18 protein-coding genes are annotated in these 19,927 nt (G+C 73.1%); 6 read left to right on the top strand and 12 right to left on the bottom strand.

The window, feature by feature from the left end:
- Window position 1: 1 nt before the first annotated feature.
- Window positions 2–1,402, bottom strand: coding sequence for a M64 family metallopeptidase (locus ACFCV8_RS02065; RefSeq protein WP_376683304.1), 1,401 nt, complete (start codon window positions 1,400–1,402; stop codon window positions 2–4).
- Window positions 1,403–1,606: 204 nt separating this feature from the next.
- Between ACFCV8_RS02065 and ACFCV8_RS02070 the strand changes: the two genes are divergently transcribed.
- The gene (locus ACFCV8_RS02070) at window positions 1,607–2,983 is read left to right on the top strand and encodes a tetratricopeptide repeat protein (protein ID WP_376683305.1); all 1,377 of its coding nucleotides are present in this window, start codon (window positions 1,607–1,609) and stop codon (window positions 2,981–2,983) included.
- Between the two features lie 15 nt (window positions 2,984–2,998).
- Here the strand turns inward: ACFCV8_RS02070 and ACFCV8_RS02075 are convergent, their stop codons facing one another.
- The 4 genes from ACFCV8_RS02075 to ACFCV8_RS02090 are packed head-to-tail and all read right to left on the bottom strand — an operon-like array spanning window position 2,999 to window position 5,901.
- On the bottom strand, window positions 2,999–3,178 hold the full coding sequence (locus tag ACFCV8_RS02075) for a hypothetical protein (RefSeq protein ID WP_376683306.1): 180 nt from the start codon (window positions 3,176–3,178) through the stop codon (window positions 2,999–3,001).
- Between the two features lie 16 nt (window positions 3,179–3,194).
- Window positions 3,195–3,938 carry an aspartate/glutamate racemase family protein gene (locus ACFCV8_RS02080; RefSeq protein WP_376683307.1) on the bottom strand — a complete coding sequence of 248 codons (744 nt, stop codon included), beginning with the start codon at window positions 3,936–3,938 and terminating at the stop codon, window positions 3,195–3,197.
- A gap of 32 nt (window positions 3,939–3,970) precedes the next feature.
- A complete protein-coding gene (gene panD / locus ACFCV8_RS02085) occupies window positions 3,971–4,399 on the bottom strand; it encodes an aspartate 1-decarboxylase (RefSeq protein ID WP_376683308.1) in 429 nt (142 codons plus the stop codon).
- Between the two features lie 44 nt (window positions 4,400–4,443).
- Window positions 4,444–5,901, bottom strand: coding sequence for an MFS transporter (locus ACFCV8_RS02090; protein ID WP_376683309.1), 1,458 nt, complete (start codon window positions 5,899–5,901; stop codon window positions 4,444–4,446).
- Between the two features lie 101 nt (window positions 5,902–6,002).
- On the opposite strand from ACFCV8_RS02090, the gene ACFCV8_RS02095 reads away from it, so the two are divergent.
- Both ACFCV8_RS02095 and ACFCV8_RS02100 read left to right on the top strand, forming a co-directional pair.
- Entirely contained in the window at window positions 6,003–6,923 is a 921-nt protein-coding gene (locus ACFCV8_RS02095) for a LysR family transcriptional regulator (RefSeq protein WP_376683310.1), read from the top strand.
- Window positions 6,924–7,374: 451 nt separating this feature from the next.
- Window positions 7,375–7,878 carry a GNAT family N-acetyltransferase gene (locus ACFCV8_RS02100; protein WP_376683311.1) on the top strand — a complete coding sequence of 168 codons (504 nt, stop codon included), beginning with the start codon at window positions 7,375–7,377 and terminating at the stop codon, window positions 7,876–7,878.
- 301 nt (window positions 7,879–8,179) lie between these two features.
- On the opposite strand, the gene ACFCV8_RS02105 is transcribed toward ACFCV8_RS02100, so the two are convergent.
- From ACFCV8_RS02105 to ACFCV8_RS02115, 3 genes are all read right to left on the bottom strand, one after another.
- Window positions 8,180–9,127 carry a hypothetical protein gene (locus tag ACFCV8_RS02105; RefSeq protein ID WP_376683312.1) on the bottom strand — a complete coding sequence of 316 codons (948 nt, stop codon included), beginning with the start codon at window positions 9,125–9,127 and terminating at the stop codon, window positions 8,180–8,182.
- Between the two features lie 253 nt (window positions 9,128–9,380).
- Window positions 9,381–10,082 carry a DUF5701 family protein gene (locus ACFCV8_RS02110; RefSeq protein WP_376683313.1) on the bottom strand — a complete coding sequence of 234 codons (702 nt, stop codon included), beginning with the start codon at window positions 10,080–10,082 and terminating at the stop codon, window positions 9,381–9,383.
- 528 nt (window positions 10,083–10,610) lie between these two features.
- On the bottom strand, window positions 10,611–11,402 hold the full coding sequence (locus tag ACFCV8_RS02115) for a GH25 family lysozyme (RefSeq protein ID WP_376683365.1): 792 nt from the start codon (window positions 11,400–11,402) through the stop codon (window positions 10,611–10,613).
- Window positions 11,403–12,011: 609 nt separating this feature from the next.
- Between ACFCV8_RS02115 and ACFCV8_RS02120 the strand changes: the two genes are divergently transcribed.
- On the top strand, window positions 12,012–12,884 hold the full coding sequence (locus tag ACFCV8_RS02120; protein ID WP_376683314.1) for a methylenetetrahydrofolate reductase: 873 nt from the start codon (window positions 12,012–12,014) through the stop codon (window positions 12,882–12,884).
- Between the two features lie 16 nt (window positions 12,885–12,900).
- On the opposite strand, the gene ACFCV8_RS02125 is transcribed toward ACFCV8_RS02120, so the two are convergent.
- The 4 genes from ACFCV8_RS02125 to ACFCV8_RS02140 form a co-directional block, all read right to left on the bottom strand.
- A complete protein-coding gene (locus tag ACFCV8_RS02125; RefSeq protein WP_376683315.1) occupies window positions 12,901–13,599 on the bottom strand; it encodes a L,D-transpeptidase family protein in 699 nt (232 codons plus the stop codon).
- 131 nt (window positions 13,600–13,730) lie between these two features.
- Entirely contained in the window at window positions 13,731–15,542 is a 1,812-nt protein-coding gene (locus tag ACFCV8_RS02130) for a choice-of-anchor A family protein (protein WP_376683316.1), read from the bottom strand.
- A gap of 105 nt (window positions 15,543–15,647) precedes the next feature.
- Window positions 15,648–16,226, bottom strand: a complete 579-nt coding sequence (locus ACFCV8_RS02135; protein WP_376683317.1) for a dienelactone hydrolase family protein — start codon at window positions 16,224–16,226, stop codon at window positions 15,648–15,650.
- Window positions 16,227–16,316: 90 nt separating this feature from the next.
- The gene (locus ACFCV8_RS02140) at window positions 16,317–16,778 is read right to left on the bottom strand and encodes a hypothetical protein (RefSeq protein WP_376683318.1); all 462 of its coding nucleotides are present in this window, start codon (window positions 16,776–16,778) and stop codon (window positions 16,317–16,319) included.
- Window positions 16,779–17,116: 338 nt separating this feature from the next.
- Here ACFCV8_RS02140 and ACFCV8_RS02145 point away from each other — a divergent pair, with 338 nt between their 5' ends.
- Both ACFCV8_RS02145 and ACFCV8_RS02150 read left to right on the top strand, forming a co-directional pair.
- Entirely contained in the window at window positions 17,117–18,031 is a 915-nt protein-coding gene (locus ACFCV8_RS02145) for a diiron oxygenase (RefSeq protein WP_376683319.1), read from the top strand.
- A gap of 34 nt (window positions 18,032–18,065) precedes the next feature.
- Window positions 18,066–19,715 (top strand): FAD-dependent oxidoreductase, encoded by a 1,650-nt coding sequence (locus tag ACFCV8_RS02150; RefSeq protein ID WP_376683320.1) that lies wholly within the window; start codon window positions 18,066–18,068, stop codon window positions 19,713–19,715.
- Window positions 19,716–19,927 lie beyond the last annotated feature (212 nt).

Genomic DNA, 19,927 nt, shown 5'->3' on the forward strand with positions numbered 1-19,927 from the left:
GTCACTTCCTGCGGTGCCCGGACGCCTTGACGTCCCAGGTCAGGGTGGTGGTGGCGAGGGCTCGGACGGCGGGGTCGCGGATGGCGTCCGTACGGTCGACGGCCCGTGCGGTCACCCGGTGGCCGCGGCCGTCGGGGCGGACGCCGAGCGAGGCGGGGGTGACGGTGGTGCGTCCGCGGGCGGCGGCCCGCTCCACGCCGTCCACGTACCAGCGCAGCTCGGTGCGGGCGAGGCCGGCCGTGGTGCCCGGCCGGTGGGTGCGGGAGGCGGTGCCGGTGGTGCGTACGGTGATGCGGTGGCCGCGGGCGAGGGCGGTCCCGGTATCGACGGTGCTGGTCAGAGCCTTGCCCGCGCGGTAGAAGCCGGCGATCATCGCTTCGCGGCCGGGCAGGTTGAACTCGGTGTTGCCGAGCTCCCGCATGATCGAGGACGCGGTGGGGCGGTAGAGGCCGAACGGGTAGTAGGCGCTGCCCTCGTACGTACCGACGGTGCCGCCCGCCGGATCGGGCCGGCCCAGCCAGCGGTACCACTTCGTCCGCTGCCGCGCGAGCCGGTCGGCGGTGTACGTGGTGGAGTTGATGCCGCCGACCTCGCCGCCGGTCCAGGTCCCGTACTCGTCGTAGGTGTACTCGTCGTCCAGCAGGCCCACCGAGTGGCCTATCTCGTGCGCGGCGATCATGCTGGACGCGGAGTGGCCGGAGGAGAGGGTGGAGACCCCGTTGAAGGGGTAGCCCTCGGCCTGGAGCCCGGAGTAGCCCGCGCCGCCGTACTTGGTGGAGTTGGCGATGACGACCACGAGGTCGGCGGCCGGGGCCTTCGCGGCGTACGCGGCGACCTTGTCGATGTCCGCGCAGATCAGCCGCTCGATGCCGGAACACCAGAAGCCGCTGCCGAGCGCGGTGTTCCGGGCGGTGCCGGTGTCGGGGTCGCCGCTGATCCCGGATTCGGCGGAGACCGCGTCGACGGTCCACACGTTGAACAGGTCCTGGTAGCTCCGGTAGGGCTCCAGGGCCGTGATGTCGGCCCACTTCGCGGTGGCGTCCGCGTGGAAGTCTTCCTGCTGGACGGCCGTGTAGCCGTCGCCGATGATCACGACGTCCAGGCGGTCGTCGGTCGGTCCGGTCACCGCCTGTTCGCCCACCGCGCCGTCGGCGGCGGCCTCGGCCGCACCGAGCGGGGCGGCGGTGGCGGCGCGGGCCGGGGCGGTGGCCGGGACCTCGGTGGTCCGCCCGGCGCCGCCGGGGTCGGGGAAGTACTCGGCCGATACGCGGCGGCCGTCGCCGTGGCCCGTGGGGGCGGCCGAGGCCGGGGCCGCGGTGGCGGCGGTCGCCGTCACGAGGGCGGCGAGGGCCAGCGCCGCCGTGACGTGGGCCGTTCGGCGGACGTGGGGGCGTATCCGCATGGACAACTCCTTCTGCTCCGGGGTGACTTCCAGGGCACGACCGACATGTAACCCATGAGTTAAGTCGAATTGATGTGGCGCTTAACCTAGAGGTGAACGAACCTTCGAACAAGACCCGGGCGCCGGTGCCGGTGGTCCGCATCCGGGCATCTACGATGCGTGGACCGCATTTCGGGGCGGTACGAGGCGGAAGGGGGCGGCGCGATGGAAGCGAAGCGCACGACGGGACGGGAAGCGGCATCGGAGAACGACCCCAAGGCGCTCGGCCGCCGTGTCCAACACCTGCGCATCGAACGGGGATTGACGCAGCGTCAGCTCGCCGAACCGCTGTACACCCCGGCCTATGTCTCCACCCTGGAGGCGGGCCGGGTCCGCCCCTCGGAGGCTGCCGTACGCCACCTCGCGGACCGGCTCGGTGTCACGTACGAGGAGCTGGCCACGGGGCGCCCGGCCCATCTGGCGACCGCACTGCGGCTGCGGCTCGTCGAGACCCAGCGGGCCCTGGCCACCGGTGCCGCCGAGGACGCCGCCACGGACTACACCGAACTGCTCGCCGAGGCCGGCCGGCACGGGCTCGACGAGGAACGCGCCACGGCACTGCTCGGCCTCGGCCACTGCGCCCTGGAGACGGGCGACCTGCCCACGGCCCGCGAGCGCTTCGAAGCGGCCGAACGGCTCCTGGCCGACGCACCGCTCCCCCGCCGCGCCCCGGCGATCCGGGGCCGGGCCGTCGCTCACCTCCTGGCCGGCGAACTCCGTTACGCCTGCTACCTGCTGGAGAGCGCCATCGACGAGCTGAACGCCTCCGGGCTCCAGGACCCCGGCGCGCTCCTGCTGCTGTACACGGCCGCGATCGCGCCGTACATGGACATGGGCGCCCACGCCCGCGCCGCCCAGGCGGGCGAACTGGCCCTGGCCCTCGCGCCGCAGGTCTCCGACCCCGAGCTGGTCGCCGGGCTGCACCGCAGCGTCGCCCGGACCCTCATCGCGGCGGGCCGCACCGCCGAGGCCGACGCCTCACTCGCCCGGGCCGCGGAGATCTACCAGCAGCTCCAGATCCGCACCGAACTCGCCCACTGCCACTGGATGCGCGGCTACGTCCACGCCCAGGACGGGGACCTGCCGGGCGCCGAGAGCGAACTGCGCGCCGCCCGCGACATGCTGGCGTCCAAGCGGGCCCGGCTGTACACGGCGCAGGTCGAGGTGGAGCTCGCCGATGTGCTGCGCCGCCGGGGCAAGACCGGCGAGGCCCGGGAGCTGCTCAACCGGCTCCTGGGCGAACTGCACCCGGAACGGGGCTCGGTGCACGCGGGCGGGGCGCACCGGATGCTCGGCCTGATCCATGAGGAGCAGGGCGATCCGGAGGCCGCCGAGGAGCACTACGTCACCGCGCTGGCCCTGCTGGAGCGGGCCGGGGCCGCCGGGGACCTGGCGGACATCTCCCGGCTCCTGGGCGACCTGCTGCGCCGTGCGGGCCGGACCGAGGCGGCCATGGACGCCTACCGGACCGGGCTCGGCCACCGCTCCTCCCCCGGCACCACCACGCTGGGCCCGGCCCCGGTCCGCCCCACGACGGCCTGACCCGGGCGACCGGTCCTACGGCTGCGGGGCGGGTTCGGGGCGCGGCGTCGGGGGCTGCGGGATCGGGTCGGGCGCGGGGCCGGGCGGCACCGGTCCCGGGGGCGCGGGCGGCGGCTCCGGCAGCGGCGCGGGCGGTCCGGGCATCGGCCCCGGGGTGGGCGCGGGCGGCACCGGGTCGGGGTACGGATTGGTCATCGGGGCCTCCGAGGGGTCACGTCGTACGTCCCGTACGGGTCGCTTCCTCCACCGTCCCCCGGGGCGGCCGGGGGCGCCCGGTGGGTCCGCCCGAGCGGGTTCCGAAAACGCCACCGCAGTACGTGGAGGCGGGCCGGGTCACGGCGGCGGCCGCTGCGGCGAGCCCCGGCCGGGGGCTGGAGAGCACCGGCACACGGGTAGCCGTCCGGGCGGCCGCCCCGGCCATCGACGCCTGGGCGAGCACGATGACATCGGCGTCCGTCACCGCGTCCGCCGCGGACGCCACCAGATCCAGGTAGCCCTCGTGGTCACCGTCCTCGAAGCGCGCCCAGGCACCGCCCACCACCACGGCGCGCACCTCGACCGGCCGGTTCCCCGCCTCCTCGGCGAGCAGCGCGAGGGTCGGTGCCAGTGTGTCGGCCACGGCCGCGAGCACGACCACACGGTCCCGGGTCACGGCGGCCGCCGCCATCGGCCGGTCGACGCGCAGCACGGGGACGCCGAGCTCCGCCGACCACGCCTCGGCGACGGCGCCGATCGTCGAGCAGGTGCACAGCACGGCCCGGGCGCCGTCCGCGACGGCACCGGCGAGCAGTGCCCCGGTCCTGTCCGCCACGGCTTCGGGCCCGGCCTCCCGTGCCTGGGCGAGCAGGTCCTCGCGTACGAGGTGGCGCAGGGCGAACCCGGGGTGGTCGGCGTCCCTCAGGGCGTCGAAGACCGGCACATGGACCGGGGAGGTGTGCAGCAGCGCGAGAGTCACCGCCGCACGCTACCTCCCCGGGGCGGGCCGGATCAGTGCCCCGGTGCGGCCACCGCGTGCGGGCTGCGCACGGCAGCGCCCCCGGGCGCGGGCTCGGAGGCGTCTGCGCCGAGTTCGACGACCCGGTTCGCGGCGTCGACGTGCACGACGCGCGGCTTCAGCGCACGGGCCCCGGCGTCGTCGATCTGGGCGTAGCTGATCAGAATGACCAGGTCACCGGGGTGGACCAGATGGGCGGCGGCGCCGTTGACGCCGATGACGCCGGAACCGCGTTCGCCCTCGATGACGTAGGTCTCAAGCCGGGAGCCGTTGTCGATGTCGACGATGTGCACGAGCTCGCCGGGCAGCAGATCCGCCGCCTCCATCAGCTCGGCGTCGACGGTGACGGAGCCGACGTAGTGCAGGTCGGCGTGGGTCACGGTGGCGCGGTGGATCTTGGACTTGAGCATGGTGCGCAGCATGAAGGTACTCCTGGGGGTGGGCTCCCTGCCTGCGTTCGTACAGGTCAAGGGCGTTCACCCACCTTACGTCGGGTCGCCCGTACGCCCGGCGTGCCGCCGGTTTCCCGGGACCCGCGCCGGGCTCGTGCCGGCCGCGCCCGTCGGGTCGTCCTCGGTGGGGCCGGGCACGCCTGCCGTCCGCGAACCCCTGCCGGTGAATCGCCGACGGCATCAGGGGCCGGCGGCGACTTCGGGGAGGCCGCTTCTCCGGTCCGGGAACCGCGGCGAAGACCTCCAGCGGCTGCCGGTGCTCGCCCGCGTCCACGGTCTCCCGCTGTCCGGCCGTGAGGTGCTCGCGGGGACGTGCGGCGTCGCGCCGCCCGTCGGGCCCGGTGCACCCCGATCCCGGCGTGGGCGAGGGCGAGCAGCGTGACGGCGGTCAGCAGCATCGGCGTCGTCGTGACATGGCCGAGGAGAGTGAGGAGGTACGGGGTGAACATGCCGAGGTACGCCGCTGTCCAGAACCGGGCCGTCCAGCGGGCAAGCCGGTGGGGCGGGGCGAGGGCCGCGGTCCGGGTGAGGCCGTGGGCGAGGGTCAGTCCGTAGGCCGCGCCGAGAACGATCGCGGCGAGGAGGGCGAGGGGCTCGTTCTCCGTCGCCGCCGCGACGGCGGCGATCGCCGTGCCGGCCGCGACGGCCAGGAGGCCCGAGGTGGGTGTGGACGGGGCTCGCCGTGCGGTGAGCAGACCGGTTCCGGGGACGACGGCGGTCGCGACGCCCGTGAGGACCAGACCGGTGTGGAGGGTGGCCGGCAGCGTGACGAAGCCGATGGTGGGGGCTATGAAGACCCAGGGCGCCAGGGGCAGGACCGTACGCCGGAAGCGGCGGACCGCGTGTGCGTGGGAGGTTTCGGAGCCGTGGGCCGGGGCCGGTCCGGCGGTCTCGGGTGCGGCCAGGGCGAGCCATCCCGCCACCACCCCGAGGACGACGTGCGGAACGTACGCCGTCACCATCGGCCAGGGCGCCCACTTCGCGATGAGCGCCGCCGCGATGCCGCCCGTCGCGAAGCCCGCGGAGACGAACAGGCCGGGGCGGCGGGGCGAGCCGGAGAGTTCCTTGATCCAGGCACTGCCCGCGGCCAGCAGCGCGCCCGCGCCGACACCGGTCAGGAAGCGGCCGGACAGCAGTGGCCAGACGCCTCCCCACACTCCGCCCGCCATGAGGAGAAGGGTGGACAGGATGTTGAGGGCGAGGGCGGTGAGCGCCACCGGGCGCCGTCCCCTGCGGTCCGCGAGAGGGCCAGCGACCAGGAGCGCCGGGATCAGGCCGACGACATACACCGCGAACAGTCCGGTCACCGTGGACTGGGTGAGGCCGAGGTGGCCGCGGTAGGCGCCGAGCAGGGCCGAGAACTGGTTGGCGCTCCAGCCGGAGGCCAGCATGATCCACGCGGCGCGGGCGCCCCGGGTTCCGGCGGCCACGGGGACTGCGTCGGCGGGGGCGGTGACAGGGGGTGAGGTCATGCCCCCATTCGTATGTGCCCGACCGTTCGGCCCGCACCGCACGTTCACGATTCGTGAAGGGCCCGCGCCACCCGGCCGGGTCCTCGTCTACTCTCGGATGCATGGTGCTTGACCTGCGGCTTCTGTCGTCGTTCCTGGCGGTTGTCGAGGAGGGGCACTTCGGGCGGGCCGCGGCGCGGCTCTTCCTGTCGCCCCCCGCCGTCACCCAGCACGTACGCCGTCTGGAGAGCCAGGTCGGCGTGCGGCTCCTCGACCGGTCCGCCTCCCCCGTCGTGCCGACGGCCGCGGGGGTGCGGCTCGCCGGGCACGCGCGCACCCTGCTCGACGCCGCGCATGCCGCGCTCGACGATCTGTCGGACGTCACGCGGGAGGCCGATGTCCAACGGCCTCTGCGGGTGGGAATCATGGGGCACGGTTCGGCGGAGCTGACGCCCGCGGCCATCAACGCCTACCGGCGGGCCCGGCCCGAGGTGCGGGTGGAGATCCGGCAGCTGGACTTCACGGAGCATGTGTCCGCGCTGGTGGAGGACCGGGTGGACGTGGCCTTCGTGCGGCCCGGCCCGGACGACGAGCGGATCGCCGCGGATGTCCTCACCACCGAGCAGCGGATCGTCGTCGTGCACGAACGGTCGCCGCTGGCCGACGCCCGGGCCTCCGGGGTCGGCGTGGCGGACCTGACCGAGCTGCCGCTGTTCCGCGTTCCGGGGCACACCCCGCACTCGTTCACCGAGTACCTGTACTTCGACGACCGCGCCCAGCGCCGCAGCTCCGAGCTGGCCGTCACCCCGCAGGAGGTGCTGACCGGCGTCGTCACCGGGCGGGCCGCGGGCTCCGGCCTGCGTTCCTTCGCGCGGTACTACGCGTGGCCGGGCGCCGTCTTCGTACCCGTCCTCGACGCACCGTGGGAGAGCAGCTATCTCGCGGTGCGGTCCGGAGACGACAACCCGGAGGTGCGGATCTTCCGGGCGCTCGCGGTGGCCCTCGCGAAGGACCTGGGCCCCGGAATCAGCTTCCCGGGCTGACCGGCCGACGTCACCGGGGTGGGGCGGCACGGATCTTCGCGTGGGCAGTCCTGGGAGGGGGGCCGGCAGGAGCCGGAAGGCGGCGTGGGGTCAACGCCGTTCCCCCGCGCGTCGTCGGCGGCGGGCGCCGGTCGATGACGGCCGCCGTCGCCTTGCAGGCGCCGCAGGCGTTGTTCCGGTCCGGCACCCGGAAGTACGGGGAGACGGAGAGGCCGTCGTGCTCTGTGCCGCACAGGGGCGCGTCGGAATCCGTACGGGCATGGGCCGTGTCGCAGGCGTGGGCGACGGCCTGGTCCCGGAAGCCGTCGCCGTACCGGTCACGGAGTCTGCCGATCGAGCGGGAGCCTCGATCGGGTGATCGCGGGCCCTGACCGGCATGAGAGCAGGGCCTGGCGGTGTGCGGGGAAAATCCAGGGGAGCGGACGGCCGTACGCTGCTACGGTCGGGCGCCATGAGCTGGCTTCCCGATGACTTCGTCCACCCCGTCCTGGTACCGCTGCCGGGCGGTGGCCACCACCTGCGGCCAATCCGGGAGGCGGACACCCCGCTCGACTATCAGGCCGTGATGGGTTCGCGCGAGCGGCTGTGGACCATCTTCGGCCCGGCCTGGGGCTGGCCCGCGGCCACCATGACCTACGAGGCCGATCAGGCCGACCTGTTGCGTCACGAGAAGGAGATCGCCGCACACCAGTCCTTCAACTACGCGCTGTTCGACGCGGCGGAGGCAGTGCTGCTCGGCTGCGTCTACATCGACCCACCGGAGAGGGCCGACGCGGACGGCGAGATCTCCTGGTGGGTGGTGGACGAGCTGGTGGGCAGCAAGGTCGAGCAGGCCCTCGACGCACTGGTGCCGCAGTGGATCGCCGCCGACTGGCCGTTCGAGCAGCCGCGCTTCCTCGGCCGCGAGATCTCCTGGTCGGACTGGCTCGCCCTGCCGGAGCATCCCGACACGTAAGCGGTTGTTTGCCCGTGCCGATCTCGAAGGCTGTCGGCCGAACGGGAGTCCCGATCGGGGTGACCGCGGCGGTTTCCACGTGTGAAAGCAGGTCCTCCAGGTGGCTCGGGGATGCGATCCCGTTCCGAGCGGTTCCCGTCGGCTCTGTTGTCTTTGTCGTACGTTGATCCTGCCCGCCACGAACGAGGCGGTGATCCGGTGGTCGATGGTCACGCGGATGAGCCGGCGTCCAGGACGGCCACGGTGTACCGGACGGCGCCAGGCGTTCGGCCGCAGCCCCTCGGCCTTCGCCGACGTCATGTCAAGGCCCGGCTCCACCGCGGTCCCCTTGGCCCGAAGCGGTCCGTGCCCAGCGGATCGCCGCTGTTCCAGCACGCCCGGAAGGCGCTGATGGTCCGGCATCAGAACCGTCGCCGGCAGCCCTTCCCGCCAGGGCGGCACCGGCGCGAGCGGCAGCCGTCCGGATCTCTGCCAGGGCGCGCTCGCGGTCGACCGCTGGAGGCTGGAACCGGTCGGGGGCCAGCCGGACGTGCTCCTGCCAGGAGTCCTGCCAGAACTCCACGGTCCAGCCGGGCCACCGCGCCGGCACCTCGTACGCCTCGGCGGACGCCCCGAGCACCCACCAGCCGACCCGGCGCCGCAGCGGATCGATGTGGATGCCGGCATCGGCGGACACTCGGCACACCCCGTGTTCGGGGCCGCCCGACAGCCGGTGGAGCAGCGCGGCCCCTTCCCTGACCGGGTGATCGGCGACATTCGCCACCGCGTAGCAGCGGTCCGGACCCACGGTCACCACCGCGACCATCGGTTCGGGCTCGGCCAGTTCCTCGTCGTCCGGTTCCAGCAGCGGTCCGCGGAAGGTGCCGGACCCGCGGTCACGTACGTGCTCCGGGTCCAGCCCCAGGTAGGTCCGCAGCTCGGCGGGGCCGTCGTGAACCCACCGCACGTCCCACCCCGGCCAGGCTTCCCCCAGCAGTTCCAGGAACGCGGCCCGGTACCGCATCACGGTGCTCGGCCCCTCCCAGGCGAACAGCAGCAGCACTTTTCGGCCGAGGTCGATCAGCGCCGCCCCCTGGCAGCACGTGTCGTCCAGCCACCAGCCGTCCGCCCTCAGGCGCTGGACCATCGAGAGCGATGCGGCCGGTCCCGCCAGCAGGTCGAGGTCGAGACCCGCCGCACCCCAGCGGGACAGGTACAGCTCGTACTCCCCGCTCTCACGGACAACGACAAAGTTCGCACGATCGGCCACTCGGCCAGAATGGCGGGCGCCGACAGCCGGACGCCACCCCATTGACGTCCCCTGACGTCCCCGAACGGGCGCCGTGTCCAGGATGCGGGGGGGGACGGCCGGGCCGCGGCGTCCCGCTCGCGTTCGAGCAGGACGCCTGCCCGAACGGGCTCCGGCCCGGGCCCGGGCAACGAGGCGGGCGTATTCGGGCGTTCCGGCAGCGCGGCGAGGTGCCGTGGCTGCCGTCGCCCGCCCGTCAGGGATTACGGGACGGCTATGGGACGCGGCGGCCGGTCGCGGAGGCGAAGCCGAGCCAGGTGTGCCGGTTGCCCGCCCAGCACCAGCCGACCTTGGGGGCGTTACGGCGTTCGCGGCCGTCCCGACCGGTGCCGTTGCTGATCCAGATCGCCGGGGTGCGGGCGTCCAGAGTGCCGTTGGGCCTGCGGAGCCGGGAGCCGATGGCCATGAAGCAGTGGTTGCGTTCCAGGGCGGCGGGCTGTTGCAGCACCCAGTGGATGCCCTCGGTGTGCGTGAGCGGGGTGCGGGCCTGTGCGGTGAGGGCGGGCAGCGCCTCGTCCGGGCTCCAGTTGGCCATCTCGTCACCCCGGTCGGGACCGGTGAGGAGGTAGAGCGGCGCGTCCGGCAGCAGGACCGTTTCGAGCGGGGTGAAGAGGTCGATGTCGGGCATGTCGACGACCACGAAGCCGGGCTTGTCGTCGCGGCGGAGCAGCGGCGCGAGGGCAGAGGCGGGGGCGCGGTCCGGGTGCACGGCGAGCAGGGCGCCCCCGCCGGTCGTGGACGCCTCGGCAGACCCGGACTCCTTGGCGAAGGTGCGCAGTTCGGCGGCGGACAGCCCGGCGATCTCGTGCACCCCCAGCTCGATCAGGCGCTCGGCCTGCGCGCTCAAGCCCGGAAGGGCGGGACGAAAGGTCGAGGCGGGCGAGGTGGACGAAGCGGTGGTTACGGTGTCGGACACGATGCTCCCCGGGACAGCGACGTGGACGGGCCCAGGGTGAACGCGGCGGCCCGCCGGAACGTTCCCGCCGCCGCGATGGCACGGCCGGGCCCCGCCGGGCAGCGGACACCGTCGGCGAGTTTCCTGTGCCGACGGAGGTTGGCGGTCACCAGGTTCGCGCCATCAGAGTCGAACGGCTGCTCGGAGGGGTGAACGTGGAGGCCTCACCGGTCACCTTCCGCCTGGCACCGGGCGTAACAGGGTTCCGCGACCGGGGTGGCCCGCCCCTGCCGAGTACCGGTCCCACTCGCGGGCAGCAGCACCGGCACCTTCTTTGAACACGACGTCGGCCTCCACGACCACGACGGGTCATGAAGGCCGGCGTCAAGCCCCCCCCTTTTCGCCGGCGGTGCCGACAGCAGGCCGGTGGGCCGGCCGTGCCGTCGGCAAGGGCCCCGGGCCGCAGCGGTGCGCGGCCTGCTGCGGCCCGGGCTGCCGGTCACACCGGGGTCACGGACTCCCGGGGTGCCCGCGTACCGGCACCGGCTGTCAGGGAGTGTTGTTGGCCAGGGCCAGCAGACGCGAGCGGTCGCCGCTGAACCGGTCGCGGTCGACGTTGCCGGAGACCCCGCTCACCGCACCGGTGGAGGTGTACTGCCAGACGGTCCAGTACGGGAAGCCCGTGGGGATGCTGGGGCTGCCGGCGGAGGTCCAGTGGGCCACCCACAGCGGGCTCCGGGCCGACATGCCGGTCCAGCCGCCGGTGCACGAGTTCCACCAGCTGGGGCTGGTGTAGATCACGACGTCGCGGCCGGTGCGGGCCTTGTAGGTGTTGTAGAAGTCGAGGATCCAGGACTGCATCGCCGCGGGTGTCTTGCCGTAGCAGCTGCCTTCGATGTCCAGTACTCCGGGGAGGGTCAGGTTGTCGCGGGACCAGGCGCCGCCGCTGCTGGCGAAGAAGTTCGCCTGCGCCGCGCCGCCGGACACGTCGGGCCGTGCGAAGTGGTAGGCGCCCCGGATCACGCCCGCGTTGTAGGCGCCCAGGTAGTTGGCGCTGAATGTGGGGTCCTTGTACGTGGTGCCCTCGGTCGCCTTCATCCAGGCGAACTCGATGCCCGCGCCGCGGACCGCGCTCCAGTTGATGGAGCCCTGCCAGCTGGAGACGTCCACGCCGACGGGGCTCGCCAGGAGGTCCGCGGCAGGCCGCGCGCCGAGGTGCAGCTGCCGGGTGTCCGGCTTGAAGTCCTTGCTGTCCTGGACGTAGCCCACGCCCATGTAGCCCCTGCCCTGCGGCACCGGGCTGTCCGACGGCAGCGGTGCCGAGGAGGCGGTGCCCGACATGAGGCCGAGGGCCAGCGCGGCGCTCACGCCGGCGACGCCGACCGCGGTGAGTCTTTGCTGTACTGATGTGAGGGAAAGGCTCCGGGGGAACAAGGCTTCCTCCTGCTTGGTGGGGGGAGTGGGATGCAGCGGTGCCGCGTGGTCCTTCGGTGCGGTGGATCCCGCCGCGCCGGTGTACGGGCGGTGCGGCGGTCGGAAGGCCGTGCGTGCGTCCGGTCAGGAGGAGTCGGCCACACGCTTTCCCGGAGGTCTACGCGCGTCCGATGACGCGAACATGACATAGTGAGCCACAGGAGGGCATGCGCGGTAAACAGTTTTCCGTCCCGTTAGTGGACTAGGCCAATACACGCTTCTGTGAGCTGCGGAAACGGGCGGGTCCCGGCAGAACTTTCGTCAACTGACGTGTCCCGAGGGGGCGTCGGGGAAAGCGCCGGAGCGGTCGGGCCCGCGTTCCGCGGCGGCGGCCCCTTCGGGCTCCGCGTACACGTCGGCGCGGCGTCCGCGGAACGGCCCCCGGCCTCCCGCCGCCGCACCACCGCGCGGCCGGGCCCGGCCACCGGGCGGCTCCCGGGTGTCTGTTACTCTCCCCCGGCCCCCGACAGGAGCACGATGAACCCTCTCAGCCCTTCCGTCCCAACGCCGCGTACGTCGCTGCTGGACGGCTTCTCCCTCGAAATGACCGGCAAGGACGTGCCCGGACTGGAGGAGGCCGCACACCTCATTCCGCCCGGGACACGGATCAACGTGACGTTCCTGGGCAACGAGGACGCGCGGATGCGGCTCGGCGCGGCCCGGGCCGTGAAACGCCTCGGGTTCCGCCCGGTGCCGCACATATCCGCCCGGCGGCTGGGTTCCCGGGCCGACTTCGAGGACTTCCTCGGCGGCCTGCGGGCCGATGCCGCCCACACCGACGTCTTCGCCGTCGGCGGCGACCCCGCCCGCCCGGAAGGGCCCTACCCGGACTCGCTCTCCCTGATCGAGTCCGGGCTGCTGTCCGCGTACGGGGTCCGGCACATCGGGATGGCCGGGTACCCGGAGGGCCACCCGGCCATCGCCTCCGACGTGCTGTGGGCCGCGCTGCGCAAGAAGTGCGCGGCCGTCGCCGACCAGGGTCTGGGCGCGGACGTCATCACCCAGTTCGGCTTCGACGCCGGGCCCGTACTGGACTGGATCGAGCGCGTCCGCGGCGAGGGCATCACGCTCCCGGTCCGCGTCGGCGTTCCCGGACCGGCCGGGGTACGGCGGCTGATGGGCTACGCGACCCGGTTCGGCGTCGGCACCAGCGCCTCCATCGCCAGGAAGTACGGCCTGTCCCTCACCAATCTGATGGGCACCGCGGGGCCGGACAGGTTCCTGCACGCCCTGGCCGAGGGCTACGACCAGGGGCGGCACGGCGAAGTGAGGATCCACTTCTATACGTTCGGCGGGCTGAGGGCCACCTCCGAATGGGTCGCCGGGGCCGGCCCGGGAGCACGCTCGTAGCGGTGCCCCCGGCCGTTCAGGATCCGGTGCCCGGCTTGACGCCCCAGACGTAGACGGCGTCGTCGAGCTTGAGCAGGTCCCACAGCGAGGCGGCGTCCTCGACGGTGAGGTTGACGCACCCCGCGGAGCCGCCGCCGTCGAAGAGGTCGCCCGGGTGTCCGTGCAGGGCCTGGCCGCCGTCGAAGAACTGGGAGTACGGCATGGGGGCGTCGTCGTACAGCGAGGAGACGTGGTCCTTGTCGCGCCAGTAGATCGAGTGCCAGCCGGGCCGGGTCTCCTGCGAGTCGCGCCCGGTCCGTATCGGGACCGGGCGGAAGTCGATCCGCTTGCCGGTCTGCACCCACAGCAGCTGCCGGTCCATGTCCACGCAGGCGACCCGGTAGGTGCGGGCCGGGCAGTGCCCGGCGGCGTTCGGGTCGTCGGACGCCTGGACGGCGAGCATGTAGCGGTAGGTGGACAGGTCGGCGTATCCGTCGGTGCGGGGGAACTTCTGCTTCACCTGGAAGGCGCGGACGGCCTCGCAGTCGGCCTCGGACTGGACTCCGTCGACGGGTCGGCCGAGGTACTTCTCCAGCTGCCGCTGGTAGGGGCCGGTCGGTGCGGTGCACGCGGCGGCCGCGACGGGGGCTGCGGCGGCCGGGGCCGCGAGCGGCACGGACACGAGGGCCGCCGCGGCGGCAGCGGCCACGACGGCGGATATGGGGGCAGGACGCACGGGGGGAACCTCCTGGCGTACGGGGAACCGTTTCAGCCAGTGAATCAGCGCACCGGTCCGGCCGCCCTGTTGTGGTGGCCGAACCGGTGACCGCCCCGGTGGCCCGGGGCGGCCCTGCGCCGGATCGGTCGTCAGCAGTTCTTGCCCTTGCAGGGCTCACGGCGCTCGTTGGACAGCTCGACCTCCACGCCGGTGGAGCTGTTGGCCGCGGTCACCGCGTAGGGGCCGAAGACCGGGTTCTCGGGCCGCGCGAAGCCCTCGGGTACGGCGGTCTCCAGCAGGTAGTAGTCCCCGAGCGGCAGGTCCGTGAAGTCGCACCGCCCGTCCTCGTCGGTGGAGCAGCCGGGCCCGAAGCGGATGTCCGGGTTCACGCCCGTGGTCTGGAGACCGGCGATGCCGTTGGTCTCCCGCCAGGTCTCGAACACGGCCCCCGGAAGCGGGCTGTCGTCCGTGCGGTCGGTCTTGGTGAGGTGGATCGAGCCGTGGTTGTCCGGCCCGGGGACGGCGATGTCCCGGGCCTCGACCTGTACGCCCCGGCCCGCGTTGCCCTCGGTGAGGACCAGCGGGCCGAACACGGCGGGGTCGGGCAGTTCGTAGCCGGCCGGGGCGGCGGTCTCGCGCCAGTAGTACGTGCCGGGGGTGGTGGTGATGGCACAGCGGCCGTCGGCCGCGGTGACGCAGTCGGTCACCCGGGTGTCGGGGGTCGTGCCGCCGGTCTGGAGACCCCGGATGCCGTTGCTCTCCCGCCACAGCTCGAACTCGGCGCCGGGCAGGGTCTCACCGGTGTCGGCGTCGGTCTTGAGGACCCGCACCTCGCCGGTGACCGGGCCCGGACCGGAGCAGTCGGGCAGGTCGCCGTCGAAGGGGTAGGCGTGGAACTCCTGGCCGCCACCGCCGCCCTCGATGCTGGTGTGGGTGAGCGAACCGGTGGTGAAGAAACGGCCGTTGACACCGGCCATGGTCACCGTCGTCATGGACGCCTGGTCGCCGATCAGGAAGCTGCCCTGCATCTGTCCGATGCCCTGGAGCCGGACGGAGGTGGCGTCGGGGATGTTCCACAGCAGCCGCTCACGGAGGGCGTTGAGCGGGTCGGTGCTGTCGTCGATGCCGCCGCTGTAGGTGTTGACGGTGCGGTTGGCCCCCAGGATGTTGACCAGGACGGTGGCGTCGTCGGGGATGTTCTCGAAGACAAGTCCCTGCGGGCCGCCGCCGGGCGCGGTCAGGTCGAAGTCCACGTTGAAGACCTGGATCGGGGACCTGCCGTTGCCGCGGAAGACGGTCTGCCCGCCTTCGTTGACCGCCGTTCCGGTGGCCGGCCGGGAACTGCCGCCGACCCGGGCGTAGCACTGGCTGGCCGCGGTCAGTTCGTCCCGCAGGCCGGCGTACGGCCGGGCGGCGCCCTGGTCGTGGACGAGCCGTCCGTCGACCGTGCCGGACTCGGTTCCGGCGTACCGTGCGACACCGGGGGTCTCCAGCACTCCACCGGTGAGGTCGAGGCGCTGGCCCGGGGCCACCGTCAGGTTCCCGCCGGTGGTCAGGAAGTCCGCGCCCGCGGGCGGCGGAACGCGGGAGCCCACCCCGGCGATCCCGAGGTTGTACAGTCTGCTGGCCCCCGCCTCCTTCTGCTGGTCGAAGTCGTCGAGCACGACCACGCGGCCCTCGGCCTCCGCCGCCCGGCCCCGCACCAGGAAGTCGTCGCCGACGAAGACGTTGATGGCGTTGTCGCGGCCGGCGAACGGCCCGTTGTTGACCCCGGGGAAGGGGTTCGGACAGGAACCGGGCACACACGGGCCGAGGCCGCCGGGCAGCGGAGCGGCGTAGGCGGGCGCCGCGCCGAGGCCGAGGGCGAGCACCGGCACGGTCGCCGCGGCCACGGCCAGGGCCGTACCGGTGCTTCCGATCCGGACACGCAGCGCGCCGAAGCGCTGGGAGATACGTCTCATGAGGGCATGTTCGACGCCCGTCCCGCGCCGGACGCCCGCATGACACGGAGCGCTGATCGGATCTCGCGGTCTATCTCATGCGAACGGCGTACGCCGGGCCTGGCGTCACGCTTCCAGGGCGCGGAGGAAGGCGATCGTGCGGTCGAGGAACAGGGTGGCGGCCCCGGCGTCGTACGAGGGGAGCGAGCTGTCGGCGAACAGGTGGCGGTCGCCGGGGTAGAGGTGCAGTTCGGCTTCGGGGACCTCGGCGGCCAGGGTGCGGGCCGCGTCCGCGTCGCCCTCGTCGGTGAACAGGCGGTCCTCCTCCATCGCGTGGACCCGGACCGGGAGCCCGGCCGGCCAGGCCCCGAAGGCCGACACCGGAACGCAGGAGTGGACGAGCACCGCGCCGCGTACGCCCGGCCGGGTCTGGGCCAGCTTCTGGGCGGGCAGCACGCCGAGCGAGAAGCCGATGTGGACCACCCCCGCGGGCGCGTCCGCCGCCGCCCGGACGCCGCGGTCGAGCAGTTCGTCGAAGCCGGTGCCCTCGGCGTGGGCCAGCCCCGCCTCCAGGGTGTCGAAGGTACGGCCCTCGTAGAGGTCGGGGGTACGGACCGTGTGGCCTTCGGCGCGCAGGGCGTCGGCGAAGGCGGCCACCCCGGGGGTGAGGCCCTGGGCGTGATGGAACACGAAGACGTCAGCCATGAAAAAACTCCAAACAAATGTTCGAATAATAAGTCGAATGACAGGGCCTGCCGGAACGGGGTCGTCATGCCGGGCGCCACCGGCGCGAGCTCACTCCCTGAACTTCGACTCGCTACCGGGCGCGGGGGCCAGGAGCACGGGCCAATCGCCCCCTTCCTCCGGCGCGCCGTCCGGAGCGCCGACGAGGAGCGCGGTCGCGGGCGCCGCCCGCGCGTACAGCTCCGGGTCCACCACCGCCTCCGCGCGCAGGATCAGCACCGCCCCGGGGTCCGCCGCCGAGCGGTCGGGGAACTCCGCCGGATCCACGCCCATCCGCGTCAGCACGGCGGCGTACACCGCGAGGCCCACGGTCAGACGGTCGCCGTCGAGGGCGTGTTCGGCCCAGCCGTCGGTGCGCACCAGGTACAGCACACCGTCGCCCTCGTAGCAGAGGTCGCCGAGCCGGGCCGCGGCACGCTCGCCGGGCGCCCCGTCCGGATCGACGCGGAGCGTGACGACGGGCACCTCGGGCTCGTCGGGGTCGACGCCCGGGCGGACATGGAGCCGGGCCATGAGCGGACCTCCAGTGAGGGACGGAGCCAACAGCGATCAGTACAGCACGGCGCACTGACAACCGCGGTCCGCCGAACCGCTCGGCCGGACCAGGAGCGTCCAACATGCTGGAGAAGAGGGACGGTTCACTCCACGGAGCGGTCACGGACGGGCGGCGGAACACGGGCTTCCGTGGCCGCCGGACCGGAGGTCGGCCGACCGGATTCGGTCCAGGGGGTAGGCCCGCACCGCACTCTTGCTATACGTTCCGTCTAACAGCTTGCTAGACGTCACGTCTAACAAGGGAGTGAGGCGCCCGGCGGGCGTCGGGTCGATCCGTCGAATCGAGGAGCCGCACCATGGCAAGCAGCACCGTTCGACCGCAGGACCGGGAGCGGTCCGACGAGCAGGAAGTCGCCCGGCGCCTGCTCGACTCGTCGGCGAAGCTCTCGTACGACCCGGCCACCGAGGTGGACTGGGACACTCCGCTGGACAAGGAGTTCCACGGCGCGAGCCCGGAGTGGAGCACGCTCTACAACACGTCGTACTGGAACGAGATGACCGAGGAGCAGCGCAAGGAGCTCACCCGGCAGGAGGCCGCTTCGGTCGCCAGCACCGGCATCTGGTTCGAGATGATCCTCCAGCAGATGGTGCTGCGGGACATCTACACCACCGACGCCACCGACCCGCGGTTCCAGTGGGCCCTGACGGAGATAGCCGACGAGTGCCGGCACTCCGTCATGTTCGCCCGCGGGGCGGCGAAGCTGGGCGCTCCGGCGTACCGGCCGCGCCGTGCGGTGGTCGAGCTCGGGCGCGCGTTCAAGACGCTCGCCTTCGGCGAGGCGGCGTACGCGGCGATCCTGGTCGCCGAGGAGGTGCTCGACGTCATGCAGCGGGACTGGATGCGGGACGAGCGGGTCGCACCGTTCGTCCGCACCATCAACAACATCCATGTCGTCGAGGAGTCCCGGCACATGAAGTTCGCCCGCGACGAGACCCGCAGGCGGCTGCGGAAGGCGGGCCCGGTGCGTCGGCGGATCAACGCGTTCGTGATCGCCGTCGCGTCCTACTTCATCGTCACCAGCATGGTGAACCGCGAGGTCTACGCGAACGCCGGGCTCGACACCCGGCGCGCTCTCGCCGAGGCCGGTGCCAATGAGCACCACAAGTCCCTGATGCGGTCCAGCTGTTCGGGGCTGATGGAGTTCCTGGCCTCGGCCCGGCTCCTGACCCGGCCTGCGCTGGCCCTGTACAAGCGCGCCCACCTGATCTGATCCGTCCCGATCCGAGCGACCCCGAGATGACGAGATGACCTACGCCATCACCCAGACCTGCTGCAACGACGCCACCTGCGTCGCCGTGTGTCCCGTCAACTGCATCCACCCGACCCCGCAGGAGCGGGCCTTCGGCAGCACGGAGATGCTGTACGTCGACCCGAGGTCCTGCATCGACTGCGGGGCCTGCGCCGACGCCTGCCCGGTCGACGCGATCTTCCCGGTGGACGGCCTGCCCGAGGGGCAGCGGGAGTACGCCGCGATCAACGCCGCGTACTACGCGGACCGCGAGCCCGGGCCGGCGGGCCCGGGGCCCAACTTCCACCACTGGGACGCGCCGTCGTTCGAGCGCAGTCTGCCCTCGGACTTCGGGCCGATCCGGGTCGCGGTCGTCGGGACGGGACCGGCCGGCATGTACGCGGCCGAGGACCTGCTGCTGCACACCAACGCCGAGGTGACGCTGGTCGACCGGCTGCCGGTGACCGGTGGGCTGGTCCGGTACGGCGTGGCGCCCGACCACCCCTCCACCAGGAAGGTCGGCGACACCTTCGCCCGCTTCCACACCCATCCCCGGGTACGGATGCACCTGGGCGTCGAGATCGGCAAGGACATCACCGCGGCGGAGCTGGCCGCCCACCACGACGCGGTGATCTACGCGGTGGGCGCCTGCGCCGACCGCCGGATCGGCATCCCGGGCGAGGAGCTGCCGGGCAGCATCCCGGCGGCCTCGTTCGTCGCCTGGTACAACGCGCACCCGGAGTCCGCTCCGGACGCGTTCGAGCTGTCCTCGCCGCGGGTGGTGGTGGCGGGCAACGGCAATGTCGCCCTCGACGTCGCCCGGATCCTGGTCACGGACCCGGCGGCCCTGGCCGGTACGGACATCGCGGACCACGCGCTCGCGGCGCTGCGGGCCTCGAAGGTGCGCGAGGTGGTGGTGCTCGGCAGGCGCGGGCCGGAGCACGCGGCGTACAGCACCTCGGAGTTGCTGGCCCTGAAGCGGCTGCCGGGTGTGGAGCTGGTGGTCGACGACCACGATCCCCGGACCGGCGGGGCGATCGACGGGGCGGCCGGGGGCGGCAGGGCGGCGGTGCTGCGCGGGGTACGCCGGGAGAGGACCGACCTGACGGGAGAGCCCGGCCCCGGACGGCGCATCGTGCTGCGGTTCCACGCCGCCCCCGTACGGGTGCTGGGCGACAGGGGCGTACGGGCGGTGCGGGTGTCCGACGGCCGGGACGAGTCGGAGATCCACGCGGGCACCCTGCTGCGGGCGGTCGGCTACCGGGGCCTACCGGTCGCGGGTCTCCCGTTCGACGAGGCGACCGGCACCGTGCCGCACGAGCGCGGCCGGGTGACCGGGATGCCGGGGACGTACGTGGTCGGCTGGATCAAGCGCGGGCCCTCGGGCGGGATCGGCGCCAACCGGGCCTGTGCCGCCGAGACCGTGGGCACGCTGCTGTCCGACGCGGTGGCCGGCCGGCTGACGGCGCCGCGGGCCTCGCCCAGGGAGTTCCGGCGGCTGGCCCGGAGCCGTAACCGCCAGGTGATCGATGCCAAGGGGCTGGCCGCCATCGAACGGGCCGAGCTGGCCCGGGGCCGAGCCGGGGGACGTCCGCGGGTCAGATTCGGCACGGTGCCGGAGCTGGTCGCGGCGGCGCGGGGCGGCCGCCCGAGGGCATCGGGATGAACCGGCCACGGGGCGAAGGGGACGGGCCGCCCCGCGGCACGGCGCCGCCTCTCCGCCTCAGACGTTCATGATCGCTTCATCCGGACGCCCACCGGGTCCCACCGCCGCCTGACCCACGACACCTAACGTCTCTGGTTCAGACCGGTTATCCACTCGTTACACAACCGGTCCGGAAGACCGGAGCGGGCCTTCCGGACCGGGGAACAGGGACC

The sequence above is a fragment of the Streptomyces sp. NPDC056347 genome (genome assembly GCF_042262625.1).
In the GTDB taxonomy this organism is placed as follows: Bacteria; Actinomycetota; Actinomycetes; order Streptomycetales; family Streptomycetaceae; genus Streptomyces.